Raw genomic sequence first — 18,628 nt, forward strand, 5'->3', positions numbered from 1 at the left:
CCCTCCGCGAATGTCCCCCGCTTCGCTCCTCCTTTATTTCGCTGCGGGGAGCACCCGGTGCCATTCGTACGGTGGGCACGCTGCTGGTGATCAGCTGTTCGGCCTGTGCTCTGAACTCGCTCACGCCGATGGTGTGCTCTGCGCAGCGAAATAAAGGAGGAGCGAAGCGGGGGACATTCGCGGAGCAGAGCACACCGTCGGCGTGGGCGCGCCCTGAAGCACCGCCCGACACGAACCCGGCTCCAGGCATGAACCGCACAACACGGCGAACAGGAAAGCACGGCTTCATCTAAGACTTCCCCGGACAAGAGAAGCTGTTCATCTGCGGCAACCGCAGCGGGTTGTAGACGCTGTTGGCCGTCACGGCCAGCACCACCTTCTTGCCCTGCAGGTCGAAGGTCGCGTTGAACGACTCGGGCGAACTGCCCGCTGAAATCGAGGCCTTGTCGAACAGGCGATGCAACGCCCACGGCCCTTCCGTCACGAGGCCACCGGCCGGCGTGCCGTTGGCCGTGGTCACCTGCAGGCGCACCTGGTTGCTGTTGCGCGGGCCGGGCCACTTCACCGTGCTCGGTGCTTGCGGGCCGTGCGCGTAGCGCACCGTCTGGCCATCGACGTCGAGCGTGAACTGCGTCAAGCCGGCGTCCATGTCCTCGGGGCGGATGTCGAGCGTGAACGACGGGGTGCGGCCGCCCGCCATGCCCGAGAAGAACACGTCGCGGATCGCCTGCGCCTTCTGGAACGAATCGAGGTACGCCGAGCGCCCCGCCGCGCTGCCGTTCACCCCGCGCTTGAAGGCCCACGGGTTGACCGAGGTGTCGACCTGCGTCACGAGGTTCTTCTGGAAGAAGTCGTCCATCATTCCGCCCGGCGCGAACAGCTGCGCGAAATCGCCCGAGGCCACGTCGCGGTTCGAGCCGCGCGTGAACGGGTAGCGCCCCGCAATCGCCTGGTTGCAGAACGAGCCGATGCTCGCCGCCGCGCTCTGGCCGATGTTCTGCCGCGTCACCGCCGCTGCCTTCGACGACGCGGTGGCCGACAGGTCGTTCAGCATGCCCTGGAACGGCACCGGCAGGCGTCCTGCTTCGGCCTGCACCTTGGTCACGGCATCGCTCGATGGCGGGATGTTGCCGCTGCGCAATGCGGTGTCGGTGGCGGTAAGGAAGTTGTACAGCTCGTTGATGAGCGCGGCCGTGGCATCGATGGGCGCCAGCCCGCCGGCCTTGGGCGCGGTCACCATGCGGCGCAGCGGCTCGAAGTGGTTGTCGACCAGCGACTCGGGGCGGTCGATGCGCGCGTTGCGGCGCTGGCTGCCGTCGGGCTGGCCGATGAGCTGCTCGATGCGTTCGCGCGTGGTGGCCACGCGGTTCTGCGCCTGGTCGAGCAGGCTGCGCGCGGCTTCGTCGTGGTTGCGCAGCAGGTCGGTCTCGCGCGCGGCGCCGCGGATGATGCGCGACATCGGCGACTCGCCGGTCGAGAGCACGCGCGTCATCTGGATGCTCTGCAGCAAGGAGCGGCTGTCGGCCAGGCGAATGTCGACAAGGTACTCGTCCCACACCTTGATGTAGTCGGTGAGGTAGAGCCTTCGCACTTCGCGCAGCAGCAGTTCGCGCGAGGTGATGTCGGCAATGCCGGGGGCGCGGATCTGCAGCACCCAGCGGTCTTCCTGCTCCAGCGACAGCGTGGTCTCGGCCATGCGCTTGTCGAAGATGTCCCAGTAGCCCCGGTAGGTAAACAGCGTGGAGATGCCATCGGTCAGCGGCTTGCCGCTCACGCGCCGGATCACCAGGCCCGATTCGGCACCGCCCGCCTCGGCAATGCTGAAGGCATTGGGCGGGCTGGTCTGCAGCAGGATGCGCCGCAGCCGCGCATAGGCACGCTGCGCCAGCGGCACGCCGGCCAGCCGGTCGCGGGTCTGCGCGACAAGGCGGTCGTCCTTCGCGAAGGGCGAGGTCAGCACGCGTCCCGCGAACAGCGTCTTCAGGTGCTGTTCGAGGTGCGTGCGCTGCTCGCGCGTGAGCGACGCGCCGATCTTGCGGTCCACGTCGGACAGCAGCCAGGCCTGCAGAAAGTCGGCGTCGTAGCGCTCGGCGTCGTACAGCATCAGGTAGGCCTTGAGCGCCTCGTAGCTGTATTCGGCATCGGCCTTCGAGGCCTCGCGCAGCGACTGCTCCACGCGTTGCGCGGCCTGCGGCAGCAGCACCGTTTCAAGTGCGCGCTGGTACACGCCGTCGGTGGCCGCCTGCAGCTTCTCGCCCTGGTACAGGCCGAAGCGGTACGACACGGGCGGATCGCCAATGTCGAACTGGCTCGACCTGGGCAGGTCGCGCAGCCGGTCGAGCACCAGCAGCGAGCTTGCGATGTCGCCGCTGGAATCGACCACCGTGGGCAGCTCGCCGCGCGCGGCCGCCTTGTTGAAGGCCTTGGCATTGCCATCGACCTCGGCCACATACGCCTTGTTGTTGCGCCAGCTGTTGACGCAGGCACCAAGGAACAGCACCAGCAGCACGCCGATGATGCTGTAGCCCGCGATGTCGATGGCCCGCTTGCGCCTGTACCAGCGCAGGTTGGTGCCGGCCACGCCCGCGTCGCGGAAGATCACCTGCTGCAGCAGCTCTTTCAGGAAGTAGCTCTTGCCCGGGCCCGGTGGCGGCGCCGGCGGCGCATTGACCTGCAGGTAGCGCTTGATGGCGCCCATCACGCGGTCGAAGGCCGTGCCCTCTTGCGTGCCGCTGGTGAAGTAAACGCCGCGCAGCATCGACGCGGCCTCGAACTTCGAGGGGTTGAACACGTCCGCCAGGAAGGTGCCCAGGATGTCCTCGAAGCTCGCGAACTGTTGCGGCAGCAGGTAGGCCTGCGCGCGCCGCATCGGGTCGGGCTCGGCCGCCAGCAGCTCGGGCAGGCGTTCGTCCAGCCGCTGGTGCAGCAACCTGTATTCCTGGTGGAAGCGCTCGCGCAGGTCGGTGCCCGCGAGCGCCGCCGCGCCCGCCTTGGCCTTCGACTTGCTGGCGGGGTTGCCTTCGATCGGGAAGGTGAAGCCCCACACCTGTTGCCGCTCCGCGCGGCCCAGCGAGCCGAAGTACTCGTTGAAGCCCGCCAGCAGGTCGGTCTTGGTGACCAGCACATACACCGGGAAGTCGATGCCCAGGTCGTTGCGCAATTCGAGCAGCCGCTTGCGCAGCGCCATTGCATGGCGCGCGCGCTGGGCGTCGTCGGCCAGCGGCAGGTCGGCAATGCTGATGGTGAGAATGGCGCCGTTGATGGGCTGGCGCGGCCTGAACTTCTTCAACAGCTCGATGAAGCCTTTCCACTCGCCCTCATCGGTCTCGCGGTTGCTCTCGTGCGTGGTGTAGCGCCCGGCGGTGTCGATCAGCACCGCCTCGTTGGTGAACCACCAGTCGCAATTGCGCGTGCCGCCGATGCCACGCACCGCGGCCTTGCCGAGCTGGTCGGCCAGCGGAAAGTCGAGGTCGGAATTGACCAGTGCCGTGGTCTTGCCCGAGCCCGGCGCGCCGATGAAGATGTACCAGGGCAGCTGGTACAGGTACTGCCGGTCGAACACCGCGAAGCGGCTCGCGGGCTTGCCGTCGGCGCCCTGCCCGAAGCGCATGTTCTTCAGGATCGCGGTGGCATCGGTGAAGCCGTTCTGCAGCTCCTTGATCTCGGGCGCGTCCTCGGGCTTGGCCTCCTTCTCCTTCTTGGAAGGCGTGCGCAGCTGGTTGAGCAACTGGGCGTTGAGCCTGTGCTCGCGCCACTTGCGGTAGACCAGCCGGACCAGCCAGATCGCGAACATCAGCACGATGACCGCGATGCGCACCAGCTCGTCTTCGAGCGGGCGGTAGCGGCCCACGGCAATGGCTGGTCCGATGATCCAGATCAGGAAGGCGACGGCGACAAGGCCCAGGAAGACCCAGAGATCGCGGCTGATGAGAAAACGGAAGATGGCGCGCAGCATCAGCGGGCACCTCCCTGCAATGGAGCGGGCTGTGCGGGTGACACGGGCGCGGCGAGTTGTTGTTGTTGCTGCACCGGCACGCCGGCCACCGGCGCCACCAGCAGCGTGACCTCGACGCGCCGGTTGCGCGCGCGGTTCGCGGCCGAGTCGTTCGGCACCAGCGGATCGGCGTCGCCCCGGCCTTCGGCGCGCAGGCGTTCGGGCCGCGCCAGGCGGTTTCCCAGCATCTTCTTCACCGCATCGGCGCGGGCCTGCGAGAGCTGCCAGTTGGAAGGAAAGCGCACGCTGCGAATCGGCTGGTCGTCGCTGAAGCCGCTCACCAGCACGTTGCCTTCGACGGCATTGAGCGCATCGGCCACGCGCGCCAGCACCGGCGCATAGCGATCGAGCACGCGGTCGGAGCCCGAGGCGAACAGGCCGTCGCCGCGCAGCACCACCACGCTGCGGTCGGCCTCGTCGCGCACGGTCAAGAGGCCGTCGCGAATCTCGGGTTCAAGAAAGCGCTGCAGCCGCGGCTGCGCCGCCGGCATGACCACGGCGCGCGCCGATTGCGGCAGGCGCACCGCGTTGACGGCCGCGAACGCGCCATCGGAACTGCCGGCCAAGTTGAAGTTGAGCACCGTGAACGCAATGACCAGCAGCACCGCCGCCACCGCGCCCACGGCCCACACCGGCAACCAGTTGCGCTGGCGGCGCACCGGCGCGCTGGCGTCCTGCCAGTGCGGCGACAGCGGCACCGCGATTTCGCCGCGCGTCTGGCGAATGATCTGCAGCAGCCGCTGCTTGAGCGTTTCAAGCTGCGAGCGGCCGTTGTCGATGACGCGAAAGCGCCCTTCGAAACCCATGGCCAGGCAGAAGTAGATGAGCTCGATCAGGTGCAGGTGCTGCTGCGGGTTCTGCACCAGCCGCGACAGCAGCTGGAAGAATTTCTCGCCGCCCCAGGTCTCGTTGTGGAACATCACGAGCAGGCTCTGCGACGACCAGATGCTGCCGCCCCAGGGCGTGAGCGCGGCGGCTTCGTCGACCGCGGTGCACAGGCAGTAGCGCGCGCCGATGATCACTTCGGGCGCGATGCCGGCCTGCTGCGCACGCGTTTCGAAACGGCGCACTTCGTCGACCAGGTGCTCGCGCAGTTGCGCCGGCGCGGGGTGGTGGCCGGTCGCGCGAATCTGCGGAATCAGGTCGAGCAGCGGATTGGCGGCGGCCACCAGCGGGTTGTTGCCGGCCAGCGCCGTGTCGCCCGCATGCGGACGCTTCGCGTCGTGCCATGCGGTGAAGGACTCGGGTTGCGCCCCGAAGCCACGCGACGCATCGCCGCCATGCGCACCGTTCGCGCCGCCCCCCGGGTTCGGCGGGACAAAGCCTCCAGCACCGACAGCCATGTCGTTGACACCGTTCATAGAGTCCCTCACGGACGGATGGCCCAGAACTCCATGGCGAGCCCCGGAAAGTCACCGGCCAGGTGCATGGCGACACCGCCCGATTTTTCGAGCTGGCGCCACATGTCACCGCTCTTGTCGAGCTCGAAGTAGTGGTAGCCCGCGTTGTACGGAATCTGCCGTGGCGCCACCGGCAACGGCCGCACCACCACGCCGGGCAACTGCAGTTGCACCAGGTCGCGAATGCGCTCGACCGAACCGATCTTCACCTGCGTCGGGAAGCGCTGCTGTATGGCCTCGGCCGGCAGGTCGGCATGCACCGCGAGCACGAAGCCCGCGTTGCGCACCAGCACCGGGTCGGGCATGCGGCCCACGCGCACGCCGTGGCTGCGCTCTTCGAGCTCGATGGCGATGGCGCTCTGCTCGAGCACCGCCGACAGCGAACGCCGCAGTTCTTCCATCAGCGGACGAATGCTTTCGTTGAGGTTGTCGTGGTCGTATACCGGCCACAGCACCGGCCGGCGCGTGGGCGAGGTGTGCGTGGCCAGGTGGCAGGCCAGCTTGAGCCAGTCGGTGAACAGCTGCTCGGGGTGCACCTGCACGGCCTGCTGCGCATGCCAGGTGGTGGCAAGGTAGCGGTTGACCAGCTCGAGCAACAGAAAGTCGGAGACCTCGCTCACGCCGCCGCGGCCCGGCTGCGACAACCGCGAAGCCAGTGCCTCGGAACGCTGCGTGAGCAGGCCATGCAGTTCCGCGACCATGCTGCGCAGCATGGTGTGCGCCGACGCATCGAGCACCGGCGGAATGTAGTTGGCATCGATCACCAGCTTGTGGTCGGTGCGCCGCTCGATCACGCGCACCGCGCCGATGGACTGCCACTCCGCGGTGAGCGACGACGCGCGCGCCAGCCGCAGGCGCGGCGCCGCGAGCTGCAGCACCGCCGGCCCGAGCGCCACTGCATTGCCGTCGTTGACCTCGCGCTCGATCACGCCGAAGCGCGCGGCCGAGCCTTCGTCTTCCGAGAAGATGACTTCTTCGCTGCCGGGCCTGCGCAGCGGCAGCGCGAGCACGATGAGTTCGTCGGTCAGGTCGCTGGGCACTTCGTACGGCAGCGGCGCATCTTCGGCACTGAACGAAAACGGCGTGCCATCGGGCAGCACGCCCGCGCCACCGAGCAGCGACACGCGGCCCAGCGCGTAGGCATCGCGATCGATCTCAAGATGAAGCCAGCCCCAGTAGGCGCCTTGCAGTCCCGCGGTGCGGCGGGTCACGTACTGCTCGACATAGCGCTCCATTTGCTGGAAGTGCTGTGGCCTCAGGTACATGCCTTCCGACCACACGACGCGATTCGCCAAAGCCTGCACGGGAGCGCCGTTTTTTCCGGCGCCCGAATTGCGAACTGTCACCAAAGAACCTCCTGGGAGTGCTCACACGGAAGCGGGAGGCGTGCCTTGATGAACGACCTCCCGATCGAATGGTTTTGCTCCTGATGCTACACGGCGCGTCTTACGTTTTGCACCGCATTTTTCGCACTCATTTCTCGCACTTTCGGGCTACTGGAGCCCAAGGATTAGCGACTTGGTAGTAACTCGATGCCCGTCTTTCGGATCGCGACGCGCACGGCCTGTTCGCTCGGCGAGAACTGCCACACCTTGTACAGGTTGGTTTGCTTGGGCTCCTTCAAGGGCAGCACGATGCGCCAGCGCGCGGACTCCAGCTTGCGATAGCCGGCAATGATTCCGATGGCGCGCGAATCGAGCGCGGCCTCGCGCTTGAAGACGCGTTCTTCGCCGCTGCGCATGATGGCCTGGTCTGCGTTCACGAGCTCTGCCATCAGCGTCTCGCGGTCGCGGTCCTGTAGTGCAAAGTAGTCTGCCGTCTCGAAGTTACCGGAAGATTTCAGCTCGAAGACTTTCACCAGGATCGGTGCGGCCTGGCCGCGTCCGTCGGGGTTGACGCCATCGTCGATGTGTATGGAAACGGCGTAAGGCGTGGGCAAGGACTTGGCTGTCGATGCGCATCCACTGAGGCCCGCAAACAACGGTGTTGTTGCAAGTGCGCCTTGTAGCAAGGTTCGTCGCTGCATTGATATCTCCCCGAGAGGTTCGCGGCCTATATTATCGAAGTCATGCGCACTTCTGATGTGCGCATCACATGCATGCCGCAACACAGCGGCACACTATCTCAAGCATTGCCTTTCGCGAGGTAGGAGAGAAGATTGAAGTCATGTCTGCCAGCTCTGGCGTTCACTTTGTTCGTGGTGACCGGTTGCACCACGCCACCGCCCGAGCCCACGCCGCCGCCGCCCGAACGACTGAGCCAGCAAGTGGCCCGCACCACGCTCGAGCGCGCGCAACAAGCTTATGACGAAGGCGACTACGCCAAGGCCATCAACACGCTCAAGAGCGGTGGCGTGTCGGTGTTCGAAGGGGCCGATGCCAACACGCGACTCGACGCGATGAAGCTCGAAGCCTTCAGCTACTGCGTGGCCAACCAGGTGCCCGAGTGCCGCACGCAGTTCCGCAAGATCCTCGACACCTTCCCCAACTTCGACCTCAGCGTGGCGGAGCGCAAGCACCCGGTGTGGGGCCCCGCCTTCGAGGCCGCCAAGCGACTGAAGCGTTGAAGAAGAAGCAAAGAACAAGAAGAAGAACATCGCGGGCGGCAACCACACGCCGCAACTCGGAATGAACACGGAGGCGCCATGCGTTGGACGGTGATCGAACATGCCGGCAGGCCGGTGACAGCGGGGCCGTCGGCACTGCTCGCCGCACCGGGCGGAACCATCGGGCGCAGCCCCGACAACCACCTCGTGCTGCCCGACGAGCAGCGGCAGATCTCGCGCCTGCAGGCCACCGTGCGCTTCGACGAAGACGGCGTGGCCGTGCTGCGCAACATGAGCGCGGTGCTGCCCATCAGCGTCAACGGACGCACGCTGGCGCACGAACAGGAATCGCGCGTGGCCGATGGCGACCACGTGGCCATCGGGAGCTATCTGCTGGAGGCCGCGAGTGCGCTGCATGCGGCGCCTGTGATTGCTGCGGTGCCACCGCCTGCGCCTGCGCCATTGCAGCCGCCGCCACCAGCGCCTGCAGTACCGATGCCAATGCCCATGCCGTCGCCGGTTTCGAGCCATGCGCATGCGATGCCGGCGGATCCGCTCGGCGCCTTGCTGCCGGCGTCGCCCGCTTCCGATGTGTTCTCCGATCTGTTCGGCGCAGGGACGTTGCCCATCGGCGATACGCAACCGACAGTCGCCATGCCGCCGCCACCCGTGCAGGCACCCGCGCCGCCCCCCGCATTCGCGCCGGAGTTCACACCGGTGCTTGCGCCCCGAGAGCCCTTCGCCGCGCCTGTCGCGGCCCCCATGCAAGCGCCGGCGCCCCACGCAACACCGAGGACAAGCGCGCCGCCGCCGACGCATTCGTCGTCATCGCAGATTCCTTCCGCGGAAGACTGGGACGCCATTCTTGCCAACGCGCCACGGCGCGTCGACAGCGCGCCCGCGCCCATGCCCGACCCCATGGCGCACGAGCCCTTCGAGCTGCCGTCGCAGGCGCGCAGGAACCCGGTCGATCCGCTCGCGGAACTGAACCCGCATGCGGCCAACGACATGTCGGACGTGGCGCTCAAGCGCGGCGTCGATCCGCTGTCTTTCTTTGCGAACGACGACAGCGCGCCTTCACCGCTGTCCGATCCGCGCCCCACCGCGCTCACGCACGACCAGCCGCTGCTCGGCGAAGCGCATCCCGCGTTCGACCTGCTGGCCCGGCCTGCGCCGCAGGTGCCGACGGGGTACAGCCACGCGAACCACACGCGCGAAGTGGCGGCGCAGTTCCGGCCGCCGAATCCGGTCGCCGCGCCAGCGCCTGTGCGCGCGCCCGCGCCTGTTGCGGAGCCGGTGAAAGTGGACGCACCGCCGCCGCCACCACCACCTCCTCCAGCACCGCAACCCGTCGTGCAGGAAGCCCCTCCGGCGCCACCGCCCGTTGTCGCCCCGCCCGTGGTGGCCGAAACGCCGGTGGTTGTCGAAGCACCGACAGCCGCGACAGCCACGCCTGTTGCCCCTGAACCCGCAGCCCAGCCCGCTCCCGTTGCCGCGCCCATCGCATCTCCCACGGCGGTGGCTGCGGCGTCTGCCGCGGCCGCGCCATCCGCGTTGTCCCACGCCTCATCCGAAGCCCTCTTCAAGGCCTTCCTCGAAGGCGCCGGCGTGCCCGACGTCGCGGGCCAGCAGCCGTTCGACATCGAGGCCATGCAACGCCTGGGCCGCCTGATGCGCGCATTCACCGACGGCACCATCGAGCTGCTGTCGTCGCGCGCGATGCTCAAGCGCGAGGTGCGCGCCGAGATCACGATGATCGTGGACGAAGAGAACAACCCCTTCAAGATCCTGCCCAACGGCCGCGCCGTGCTGATGCAGATGTTCGGCGCGCGCATGCCCGGCTTCCTCACGCCCGAGGCCGCCGTGCACGATGCGCTCGGCGACCTGCAATCGCACCAGCTCGGCATGGTGGCCGGCATGCGTGCCGCCCTGCTCACGCTGCTGCAGCGCTTCGACCCCACCGCGCTGGCCCGCGACACGCCGCACGACGGCAGCTTCGGCGAGAAGGTGCTGCCGGGCGGGCGCGAGGCGCGGTTGTGGCGACAGCTGCAGGCGCTGCATGCGGACACCACCGCGGCGGTTGAAGACGATTTCCAGGCCGTCTTCGGCCGGGCCTTCCAGCAGGCCTACGACAAGGAAATGGAACGGCTGAAGGAGGCGCGCCGTGCTTGAAGCCGCCCGTGCTTTCGCCGTGCCCATCTCGACCTCGCAGTTCTCCTGCGTGGGCGAGCGCAGCGGCAACCAGGACGCCATCGGCTACCACCTCGATGAACGCAACGGCTGCTTCGTGGTGAGCGACGGCGTCGGCGGCAACGCGGGCGGCGAGCTGGCCTCGCGCATTGCCGTCGATACCGCGCTCGACACCTTCGTCATTGCGCCGTCGCTCGACGCCGGCACCGTGCAGCGCTGCGTGAAGGCGGCCAACGACGCCATCCTGGAGAAGCAGCGAGAGCTGGCCGACCAGAGCAAGATGAGCGCCACCTTCGTCTCGCTGTTCGTCGACCGCGCCACCAACCAGGCCTGCTGGGCCCACGTGGGCGACAGCCGCCTGTACTGGTTCCGCCGCGGCGCGCTGATGCAGCGCACCGAAGACCACAGCCTCTCCGAGCGCTCGGGCGACGCGGCCGCGAGCCACCAGAACGGCGGCGAGCGGCTGGTAAAAACCAACCTGCTGTACCGCGCGCTCGGCGCGCGCGCCACGGCCGAGGCCACCATCACCGCATCGCAGCGCCTGGCCGATGGCGATGCCTTCCTGCTGTGCACCGATGGCCTGTGGCAGCTGATCTCGCAGCAGGTCATGGAGCGCTCGCTGCAACTGGCCGACAGCGCCGAAGAGTGGTTGGCACTGCTGCGCCGCGCGGCCGAGGCCAAGGCCGACGAATCGCGCGACAACTACTCGGCGCTGGCCGTGTGGGTCGGGTTTCCGCAGCAGGTGACGCTGGCCGGAACCGCGTCGCCCCGGGCGACGACGACCTAGCAGTGCCCCAAGCCGCTCAGGCGGCGAGCATCAACACCTTGAACTGGCTCGGCACGATGCGCATGCCGACCATGTTCGTGGAGTTCTGCAGGGTCAGGCTCGTCATGCGCGTGGCCGGCGTTCCCTTCAGGAGAATCGTGAAGGCGCCCGTCAGGTGGCGCGACTGGCCCATGACCGTCTGCGACACCACGCCCATCACCACGCCCGCGTTGTCGCCGTTGGTCAGCGGCGTGACGGTGGCCATGTTGTGCGCCGGCGTGCACATGTAGAGGATGTTGTAGGCGTTCGGAATCGCGGTCGGGCCGAGCGCGAAGTCCGGGTAGGGAATGGGAATGGCCGGCGGTGTCTTGCACACGTCGGGAAACGCGAGGTCCATTCCCATCATCTGGCAGTTGGCGAACATGTCGTGTGTCTCCTTGAATCCAGAAAGAAATCAGCCCATGTGGATCTGGCTGCCATCGACCTTGACGATTTCCTTCGCCGTCACGACCGTGTTCTTGCCGTGCACCCGCGCGATCTGCGCCGCCTCGTAGTCGATGCGTCCCGCCCGCAGCTGCTCCACGTCTTCGGTCATGCGAAAGGCCGTCTTGCTCAGGTGCACCAGGCGGTCCACCACGGCTTCGTACACACGGCCGATGACGCGCATGGAGAGCACCGTGGCCTCGGCCTCTTCGCCCTGGTAGCGCAGCCGGCCCACATGGCACTCGGCGTCTTCCGCGTCGATTCGTAGCCGGGGCGCCGCCATCTCCACGCCCTGTTCCGCGCGCAGCGCGACCTGCGTCTTGCTCTCGATGCGGACGGCCCCGCGGTCCGAGGCCAGCGTCAGGTCGCCCGCCACGTCGATGCGCGAGGCGCTGGCGTCGGCCTGCTCGGCCACCGCCGTCAGGTAGAGCCGGTTGGCGTCCGGCCCCGTCACCAGCACGGTGTCGCCGATGGCGGGCCGCAAGAGGCAGCTGGCGGCCCGCGTGCAGCGCAGCAGCTGCCGGCCGTCGCAGAGCACGCTGTAGACGCCGCCGGGCAATGCGCCGGTGACGGTGCCCATGGCATTGACCATGCCGCCGCCCTGCACCGGCTCGTGCGCGGCCTCCCGCCATGCATCGTCACGAACGGCTGCGGAAGAAAGAACGCGTGGGGTCATGGTGAGCTCGCAGGTTTCATTGGCGATGAGCGCCGGCGCGCGCGGGGCGGCGCGCCGAAAACTCCTCGGCCGCAAACAGGTCGGGGTCGTTGGGCAGCAGGCCGCCGCGGTCGCCGTACCGCGTACCTTCCTGCTGCGCGCGGTGCACCTTCGTGCGCAGGAAGTGCGCGCCGCGCAGGTCGGCGTTGCACAGGTCGGCATGCGAAAAGTCGGCATAGGTGAGGTCGGCCCGTGCGAAGACCGCGCCTGCGCAACCGGCCCGATGGAAGATGCACTGCTCCAGCTTCGCATCCGAGAAGTCCGTGCCTTGAAGCTGTGCTTCGACCCAGATGCTCTGGCTGAAATTGGACGCGCGGCATGCAACGCCCTTCATCCGCGCGGAAGGGAAAAGGCATTGCGGCGCATGAACCCTGTTCAGGCTTGCGCCCTCGAGCGCGGCACCCTTGAAGTTGCACTGCATCAGCACGGCGTCGTCGAAGTTGCACCCCTCGAGTTGCGCATCGATGAACTGGCAAAGCAGGAACTTCTGCGCGCTGAAGTTCCGGCCCGCCAGGTTTGCCTCGACGAACACCGCCTTGTCGAAGCGGCTGTCGCGGAACACGGCAGTGCGAAGGTCCGCCTTGTAGAACACTGTCTTGTGCAGCAGCGTCGTCGAAAAATCCACGGCATCCAGCGACGTTTCGGAAAACACCAGCGCCTCCGATGCCACATTGACCAGAGAGGCCCGGTCCAGCACGCAATTGGCAAAGGAAACGATGCCGGCATTCGCGCCGTCGAACCGTGCATCCGACAGATTGCATGCGAAGAAGTTGGCGCCATTCATGGTCGCGCGGGACATCCCGACCGCGGTCGCGTCGCAGGTCTCCAGCGTGCAGCGGGTGACTACCGCATCGTCCAGTTTCGCGCCCGTGAGCTTGCACTTTCTGAAGATGCTCGAATTCAGCCTGGCCCCCGACAGATCGGCACCGCTGAGATCGGTCTCGGTAAAGATCCCGCCGGTGAGATCGAGCCCCCGGAAATCCAGGCCCTGCAGTTGCTTTCCCGCAATCTCGACGCCGCCGTGGATCATTGCCTGCACATCGGCGGGGCTCATGCCGCCTTCTCTTTCTTGCGCTGCGGCACCGTCTTGATCTGTTCGATGTACGCGCCGTCGAAGCGGGTGCGGTCGTCGACGAGCGACTGCGACACGTCCGCCCTGAACAAATTGGCGCTTCGCAGATCCGCCGATACGAGCAGCGCCTTCTGCAGAATCGCGCCACTCAGGTCGGCATGCTGCAGCGAGGCACCCGTCAGGTCGGAGCGAACGAACAGCGAGCCCGGCGCATCGGCGCCCGCCATGTTCACCGAGCGCATCGAAGCACCTGAAAAATCGCTGTTCTCGAGCCGGGCATGCGTGAAATCCGCTTCGTCCAGGGGCATGCCCCTCAGGTTGCAGTCCTTCAGAAGCGCATCGGCAAAGCGGGCCTTCACCAGGCTGCCCCGGCCCGCGAAGCACGTCGTGGTCATCCGCGCGCCAGAGAAGTCGAGGCCATGGCCGCCTTCCACATCGACCCACACGCATGACTCGAGCTCGGCGTTCGCAAAGCTCAGGTCCGACGCGTGGCAATCCGTGATCGACAGCTTGTGGAGCTTCGCGCCATCGAAGCGATTGCCGCGCAGGATCGACTTTTCGAAGAACGACACCAAGGAAAATTTCGCCTGCTCGAAATTGCAGTCCTCGAAGCTCGCCGCGATGAGATGCAGATCTTCCAGGGTCGCGGCTGAAAAGTTGCAGCGCAGCGCGCTCAGGTTGTCGAGCGTCGTGCCCTTGAAGCTCGCGCCCGTGAAGTCGGCGCCTTCGCATTGCGCCAACGCGAGATTGCAGCGGTCGAAAATTGCGCCGCGCAACGAAGTGCCGCGCGTGCGCGCACGCGCCAGCACGGCTTCGCCGAAGTCGGCGTTGTCCATGCACGCGTCGCCCAGATCCGCGCCTTCGAGCAGCGCGCGATGCCAGCGTGTATTGCGCAAGTCCATTCCACGGAGGTTCGCCCCCGTGAGGTTCATGCCGGAGAAATCGCGAGCCCCGGCCATGATGCGTTCGACCTGCGCGCGGACCCGGTCGGCCTGCTCTGGAAGCATCGGATCGGCGGCCTCCTGGTAGTGGGCCGTGCGCCGGTATGCGGTGCCGAGGTCTTCCTGCGCGCTCTGCGTCACCTTTCTCAGTTCCTCCTGCTTCTGCGCGGACAAGGCAGGCGCGCCGACGGCGGCGGCCACACCCTCTATGCCACGGACATGCCGCCGCGGATCGAAGTTCGGAGGGCCCTTGCCCTTGGCGGCGTCGGCCCGGGCAAGCAGGGTCGATGTGTCGAATCCCATCTTCGCCGAGCGATCCGCATTGCGTGTTGCCGCTTGCGCGAGGCTCGTGCGTGCCTGCTCGAGTTTCTGGCGCTGCTCCTGCGCCATCGCCTTCACCTTGGCCACGAACGCGGGAAGCTCCTTCACCGAGGGTGTCTTCTGCAGCCCCGACTCGGCGGGCATGCGGTACTTGTCGGGGTCTGCCCCCGATGCCTTCATCGCCGCCGCCAGCCTGGTGCGCTCGCCATCGGCACGCGCCTGCATGTTGCGCGTCAACGGATCGGGCGCGTCGCCTTCGTCGTCCGCATCGAGCCACGGTCCTATGGCATCGGCCGGCAGCAGTTGATCGTCGCGAAGCACATACAGCGCGCCGTTTTCGGGTTCGCACCGCTGGGCCAGCACCTCGCGGTAGTACCCGGGTGGCCGGTGCGGCGCAGTGCCCTCTTCCATCGCCGCGATCATGTGGCTGATGTCCGATGCATCGTCTTCCTCGATGCCGATGCTGCCGTGATAGATCAGGACCACGCGCTCGAGATGCGGAAAGAACCACGCCGTGGTCAAGCGCAGCGGCACCTCTTCGAACAGGCCGTCCGGCAATTGCCGGCTTGCCGCCTGCCGCACGACGAAGCACCGTGCCCGCCAGTTCGGCAGCAGGCCCTTTTGCACCGCCGACGCCGGATGCATGTTGCAGATCTCATAGGCCGCGCCCGCCAGTCCATGCCCGGTGGAGGCGATCCATTGGTCCTCGGGGGCCGCATTGAAGAAATGCCAGTCCATGTCGGTGGAGAAACCAGGGAACAGGTCCTTGCGCCAGTTGTCGTCGTACTGCCGTCCCATCCGGCCCATCCGTGACGGCCTGGCCAGATCGACGGGCCCCAGTCCGGCCGGCTTCACGGTCTGGCCGGGCCGGCGCAGCATGTCGCTCGCGTGCTCGATGTTCGGCAGCCTGCGCACACGGATGCCGTTGATGGTTTCATCGTCATGGCCGATGCCCGCGGGATTTTCTGCAAAGCCCGGTCCGCCGAAGGCCCTGCGCCAGTCCAGCCGGATGTCGTCGAAGGGCTGCGGCTCGCTCGCGCGACCGTCGATCCAGTAGCGGTCTCCGAACACCAGCAGCGATTTCTTGCAGGCCCCCACCTGCACGCTCACCGCGCATTGCGTCTTGTCCTGCTGATGCCGCGTGTAGGCCGAGCCGGTTACCAGAAACTCCGCGCCGTCCTTGGGCATCGCAAGGTCCAGCACCGCGTCGCTGCCCAGTTCTTCGCCGACGATCTTCCACAACTCCGGCTCTGGCAACAGCAGCGGTTCGCCCCGAAGGTTGGTCATGGCGATGCATGTCATCGCGAGGTGCTGCGCGCCGTCCTTCAGGAACGGCCGTGTCATCGTGCTCAGGCGCAGGGGCTTGACGGTCTTCATCGTGGGGCGCTCAGCGGTATTTCCAGGAGCGTGCGCTCGCGATCGATGGCAACGGACGCCGGGGCCTCTTTCGAATAGAGGATGGCCACCCTTCGCCCGGTCGCGAAATTGGCGAGCAGCACGGATTCGATGAATGCCGATATCTCGGCCTCGTGCATGGCACCCGATGCATCCTCGTAGGCAAGCCGCACGTCGACCGCCGACATCTCGATGGCGTGGCGGCCGTTGGTGACCAGCCGACTCGGCGGCCTCGACAGGTGCAACACCACGCCCTCGCCGCGAACGCCCTCGGTGCGCAGGGCATTCCAGGCGTTTTCATCCGCCGCATACCGCGCGCTCTCCGGCCTGGCCGAGCGCGGCCAGAAAAACATGAAGGCGACGGCGATGAAGCAGATACCCAGGATGAGTACGACGCCAAGAGTGCTCCACCCGTTCATCGGGAATCGGCCCGTTGGATTTCGTGCCCCATCAGGCCTTGATGAAAAGCTGCTTCAGCGCGACCGACAGGCCGCCGCCAGCGAAGCTGAACTTGTCATTGGTGATCTTCGCCCCCGTGGCATCGATCTTGAACAGGGCGTCCAGCAGATTGACCCTGGAGAGATTCACGAAGAGACCGTTGTACTGCGCATTGATCCCGGATGTCTGCAGCTTGACGCCGAAGAAATCGTAGGCCATTACCGTCACGCCGGTGTGCTCGAGCGTGCCGTGGTTGTCCTTCCAGCGCCACCAGTCCTCCTTCTTCGTATTGGTGATGTATTGGTCTCCGGTGAATTCGAAGGTGGGCGCGAAGCTGATCAGCGGGCCGGTGATCCTGATCGTCCGGCTGCCATCGACATGCCGGGTTTCTCCGCCGGTGATGTTGGTGTGGAACCCGCCGTTCACGATGAAGTTCATTCCCCCATTGACGGTCTCGTCCACGCCGTCGTTGGTGGTCCGCTTCACGCCATCGGAGATGGTCTGGTTCACGCCGCCGGTGATGGTGGAGTTGACGCCGCCGCTGATGATTTCCTTCACGCCGTCGGAGATGGTTTCCTTGAGGCCACCGGTCACGGTGCGCGTCTCGCCACCCGAGATCGTTTCAGTCGCACCCTCGGAGATCTTGCGGGTCTCCCCACCCGAGACGGTTTCCGTCGCACCACCGGTCACCGTGCGGGTCTCCCCGCCGTCGATGGTTTCCACCGCGCCCTTGCTGATGTGCCGCTCCTCGCCGTCCTGGTAGGTGGCCGACTCGTGCCCCACGATGACCGTCGTGCGCGTGCGGCCCGTGTTGTGCGTTTCGTCGGCCTCCACCGAGACGTCGAGGTTGCGCTCGGCGTGCAGGGCGACGAACTCCGCGCCCATCTTGTCTTCGAACACGAGCGAGTTGGCGTTCTCCGGCGATCCGCCGGGCGTCGAACGGGTGACGAAGCCGCTCTTGGTCTGCTCGCCGGGCAGGGTGAACGGCGACATCTGGCGCGGGTTGTAGACGCGCCCCACGATGATCGGCCGGTCGGCCCGGCCGTCGACGAAATCGACCACCACTTCCTGGCCGATGCGCGGCGTGAAGACCGCGCCGAACCCGTCGCCCGCGATCACGTGCGACACGCGCACGAAGCACGAGCAGTTCTCGTTGCGGCGCCCACTGCGGTCCCAGCGGAACTGCACCTTCACGCGGCCGTACTGGTCGGTCCAGATCTCTTCGCCTTCGGGGCCGACCACCACCGCGGTCTGCGGACCGGAAGTGCGCGGCACGCCCGTGAGACGGGGCGCCCTGAAAGGCAGCGACGTGGGCTGCACGACGAAGCCGAAGCCGTACTCGCCCTCCGGGGCGCCGGTCGCATAGCCGCCTTCGCGCAGCGTGTAGTTCACCGACAGCACCACATACTCGCGGTTGTCGTCCGAGCGGGGCGAGTTGCGCATCGAGAAGGTGTAGCCCGGCGCCATGCCGCGCACGGTCGCGTGGCCCACGCTGCGTTCGGCCATGGACTGCGCTTCTTCGAGCCGCACGCGCGCGTAATGCTCGCCTTCGCCCGGGTCGGTGTACTCGCCGAGCCACTCGTACATTTCGTAGTTCGAATGCTCGTAGGGCAGCGGCTGGGCGCGAACGCCGCTCAGGTCGGCGCCCGGCGTGGTGAAGTTGAAGTCGTCCACCGTGTAGCTGCCAGAGCGGATCTCCGCCGTCACCTGCCAGTCGTCGATGACCTCCATGTCCTCGGTCACGTCGCGGTCGGACGCGAAGTAGTTGATGGTTTCGTAGCCGGGCATCGGGTCGTGCGAGCCGATGTCGTCGGTCAGCACCAGCGTGTGCTGGTTCCTGTCGTGCTTGAAGTAGTAGTAGATGCCTTCCAGCTCCATGAGCCGGCTCACGAAGGCGAAGTCGGTCTCGTTGTACTGGACGCAGTGTTCCCACTGGCGGTACGCATTGCCGAGCTTTTTCTCGAAGGCGAAGTTGTAGTCGCCGAACACTTCCTCGAGGATCTCGACCACCGTCTTGTTCTGGAAGATCTTGTTGTCGCTCGACCGCGTGAGATACCAGAGCCAGGGGCGCACCGAGGCGCGGTACACCGTGTGGCGCGAGGTGCCGCCTTCGCGCCCGACCATCGAGAAGCGAACCACCTGCCCATTCAGGAAACGCGGGGCGCCGGCCGTGCGTATCTCCAGTGCCATGGGCTTGCCCAGCACCGACTTCATGTCGATGGAGGCGCTAGGGCTCAGCAGGTCGACCTCGAACTCGAACAGCTGCGAGAGCCCTTCGGTCCCTTGCATCGAGCGGAACAGCAGTTGGTCTTCACTGAGCGGCGTGTGCGCTCGTACGACTCTGGGCATGGCCTTGTCTCCTTGTCTT

Annotated in this window: 13 protein-coding genes; 3 read left to right on the forward strand and 10 right to left on the reverse strand. The window is 66.7% G+C overall.

The window, feature by feature from the left end; all coding sequences use genetic code 11:
* Positions 1 to 289: 289 nt before the first annotated feature.
* From tssM to tssJ, 4 genes are all read right to left on the reverse strand, one after another.
* Positions 290 to 3,955, reverse strand: a complete 3,666-nt coding sequence (gene tssM, locus DBV14_RS17425) for a type VI secretion system membrane subunit TssM (protein WP_124460421.1) — start codon at positions 3,953 to 3,955, stop codon at positions 290 to 292.
* Positions 3,955 to 5,355 (reverse strand): DotU family type VI secretion system protein, encoded by a 1,401-nt coding sequence (locus tag DBV14_RS17430; protein WP_124460422.1) that lies wholly within the window; start codon positions 5,353 to 5,355, stop codon positions 3,955 to 3,957. Before DBV14_RS17430 ends, tssM begins: the two co-directional genes overlap by 1 nt.
* 8 nt (positions 5,356 to 5,363) lie before the next feature.
* Complete coding sequence (gene tssK / locus DBV14_RS17435; protein WP_124460423.1) at positions 5,364 to 6,743, reverse strand: type VI secretion system baseplate subunit TssK; 1,380 nt, start codon at positions 6,741 to 6,743, stop codon at positions 5,364 to 5,366.
* A gap of 161 nt (positions 6,744 to 6,904) precedes the next feature.
* On the reverse strand, positions 6,905 to 7,420 hold the full coding sequence (gene tssJ, locus DBV14_RS17440) for a type VI secretion system lipoprotein TssJ (RefSeq protein ID WP_124460424.1): 516 nt from the start codon (positions 7,418 to 7,420) through the stop codon (positions 6,905 to 6,907).
* 132 nt (positions 7,421 to 7,552) lie between these two features.
* Between tssJ and DBV14_RS17445 the strand changes: the two genes are divergently transcribed.
* The 3 genes from DBV14_RS17445 to DBV14_RS17455 all read left to right on the forward strand — a co-directional run bounded on the left by DBV14_RS17445 (position 7,553) and on the right by DBV14_RS17455 (position 10,916).
* Positions 7,553 to 7,960, forward strand: coding sequence for a TssQ family T6SS-associated lipoprotein (locus tag DBV14_RS17445; RefSeq protein WP_124460425.1), 408 nt, complete (start codon positions 7,553 to 7,555; stop codon positions 7,958 to 7,960).
* Between the two features lie 78 nt (positions 7,961 to 8,038).
* Positions 8,039 to 10,111, forward strand: a complete 2,073-nt coding sequence (gene tagH, locus DBV14_RS17450) for a type VI secretion system-associated FHA domain protein TagH (protein ID WP_124460426.1) — start codon at positions 8,039 to 8,041, stop codon at positions 10,109 to 10,111.
* Positions 10,104 to 10,916 (forward strand): PP2C family serine/threonine-protein phosphatase, encoded by an 813-nt coding sequence (locus tag DBV14_RS17455; RefSeq protein WP_124460427.1) that lies wholly within the window; start codon positions 10,104 to 10,106, stop codon positions 10,914 to 10,916. The genes tagH and DBV14_RS17455 overlap by 8 nt, the downstream gene beginning before the upstream one ends.
* A gap of 16 nt (positions 10,917 to 10,932) precedes the next feature.
* On the opposite strand, the gene DBV14_RS17460 is transcribed toward DBV14_RS17455, so the two are convergent.
* From DBV14_RS17460 to DBV14_RS17485, 6 genes are read right to left on the reverse strand one after another with little or no spacing between them, the layout of a single operon-like run.
* A complete protein-coding gene (locus tag DBV14_RS17460; protein ID WP_124460428.1) occupies positions 10,933 to 11,319 on the reverse strand; it encodes a DUF4150 domain-containing protein in 387 nt (128 codons plus the stop codon).
* A 30-nt stretch (positions 11,320 to 11,349) separates the two neighbouring features.
* Entirely contained in the window at positions 11,350 to 12,054 is a 705-nt protein-coding gene (locus DBV14_RS17465; RefSeq protein ID WP_260397097.1) for a DUF3540 domain-containing protein, read from the reverse strand.
* A 16-nt stretch (positions 12,055 to 12,070) separates the two neighbouring features.
* Positions 12,071 to 13,147 (reverse strand): pentapeptide repeat-containing protein, encoded by a 1,077-nt coding sequence (locus DBV14_RS17470; protein WP_124460429.1) that lies wholly within the window; start codon positions 13,145 to 13,147, stop codon positions 12,071 to 12,073.
* A complete protein-coding gene (locus DBV14_RS17475) occupies positions 13,144 to 15,804 on the reverse strand; it encodes a DUF2169 domain-containing protein (protein ID WP_124460430.1) in 2,661 nt (886 codons plus the stop codon). Before DBV14_RS17475 ends, DBV14_RS17470 begins: the two co-directional genes overlap by 4 nt.
* Positions 15,801 to 16,241 carry a hypothetical protein gene (locus tag DBV14_RS17480; RefSeq protein WP_260397098.1) on the reverse strand — a complete coding sequence of 147 codons (441 nt, stop codon included), beginning with the start codon at positions 16,239 to 16,241 and terminating at the stop codon, positions 15,801 to 15,803. The genes DBV14_RS17475 and DBV14_RS17480 overlap by 4 nt, the downstream gene beginning before the upstream one ends.
* Positions 16,242 to 16,272: 31 nt before the next feature.
* Positions 16,273 to 18,609, reverse strand: coding sequence for a type VI secretion system Vgr family protein (locus tag DBV14_RS17485; protein WP_124460431.1), 2,337 nt, complete (start codon positions 18,607 to 18,609; stop codon positions 16,273 to 16,275).
* Between the last annotated feature and the right edge of the window lie 19 nt (positions 18,610 to 18,628).

The sequence above is a fragment of the Variovorax sp. KBW07 genome (assembly GCF_003852515.1).
Classification (GTDB): Bacteria; Pseudomonadota; Gammaproteobacteria; order Burkholderiales; family Burkholderiaceae_C; genus Variovorax.

Excerpts from the sequence above, each read along its gene's own strand:
- tssJ (WP_124460424.1), bottom strand. The coding sequence starts at position 7,420 with ATGCAGCGACGAACCTTGCTACAAGGCGCACTTGCAACAACACCGTTG.
- DBV14_RS17485 (WP_124460431.1), bottom strand. The coding sequence starts at position 18,609 with ATGCCCAGAGTCGTACGAGCGCACACGCCGCTCAGTGAAGACCAACTG.
- tagH (WP_124460426.1), top strand. The coding sequence starts at position 8,039 with ATGCGTTGGACGGTGATCGAACATGCCGGCAGGCCGGTGACAGCGGGG.
- DBV14_RS17480 (WP_260397098.1), bottom strand. The coding sequence starts at position 16,241 with ATGAACGGGTGGAGCACTCTTGGCGTCGTACTCATCCTGGGTATCTGC.
- DBV14_RS17465 (WP_260397097.1), bottom strand. The coding sequence starts at position 12,054 with ATGACCCCACGCGTTCTTTCTTCCGCAGCCGTTCGTGACGATGCATGG.
- DBV14_RS17470 (WP_124460429.1), bottom strand. The coding sequence starts at position 13,147 with ATGAGCCCCGCCGATGTGCAGGCAATGATCCACGGCGGCGTCGAGATT.
- DBV14_RS17475 (WP_124460430.1), bottom strand. The coding sequence starts at position 15,804 with ATGAAGACCGTCAAGCCCCTGCGCCTGAGCACGATGACACGGCCGTTC.
- DBV14_RS17460 (WP_124460428.1), bottom strand. The coding sequence starts at position 11,319 with ATGTTCGCCAACTGCCAGATGATGGGAATGGACCTCGCGTTTCCCGAC.
- tssM (WP_124460421.1), bottom strand. The coding sequence starts at position 3,955 with ATGCTGCGCGCCATCTTCCGTTTTCTCATCAGCCGCGATCTCTGGGTC.
- DBV14_RS17430 (WP_124460422.1), bottom strand. The coding sequence starts at position 5,355 with ATGAACGGTGTCAACGACATGGCTGTCGGTGCTGGAGGCTTTGTCCCG.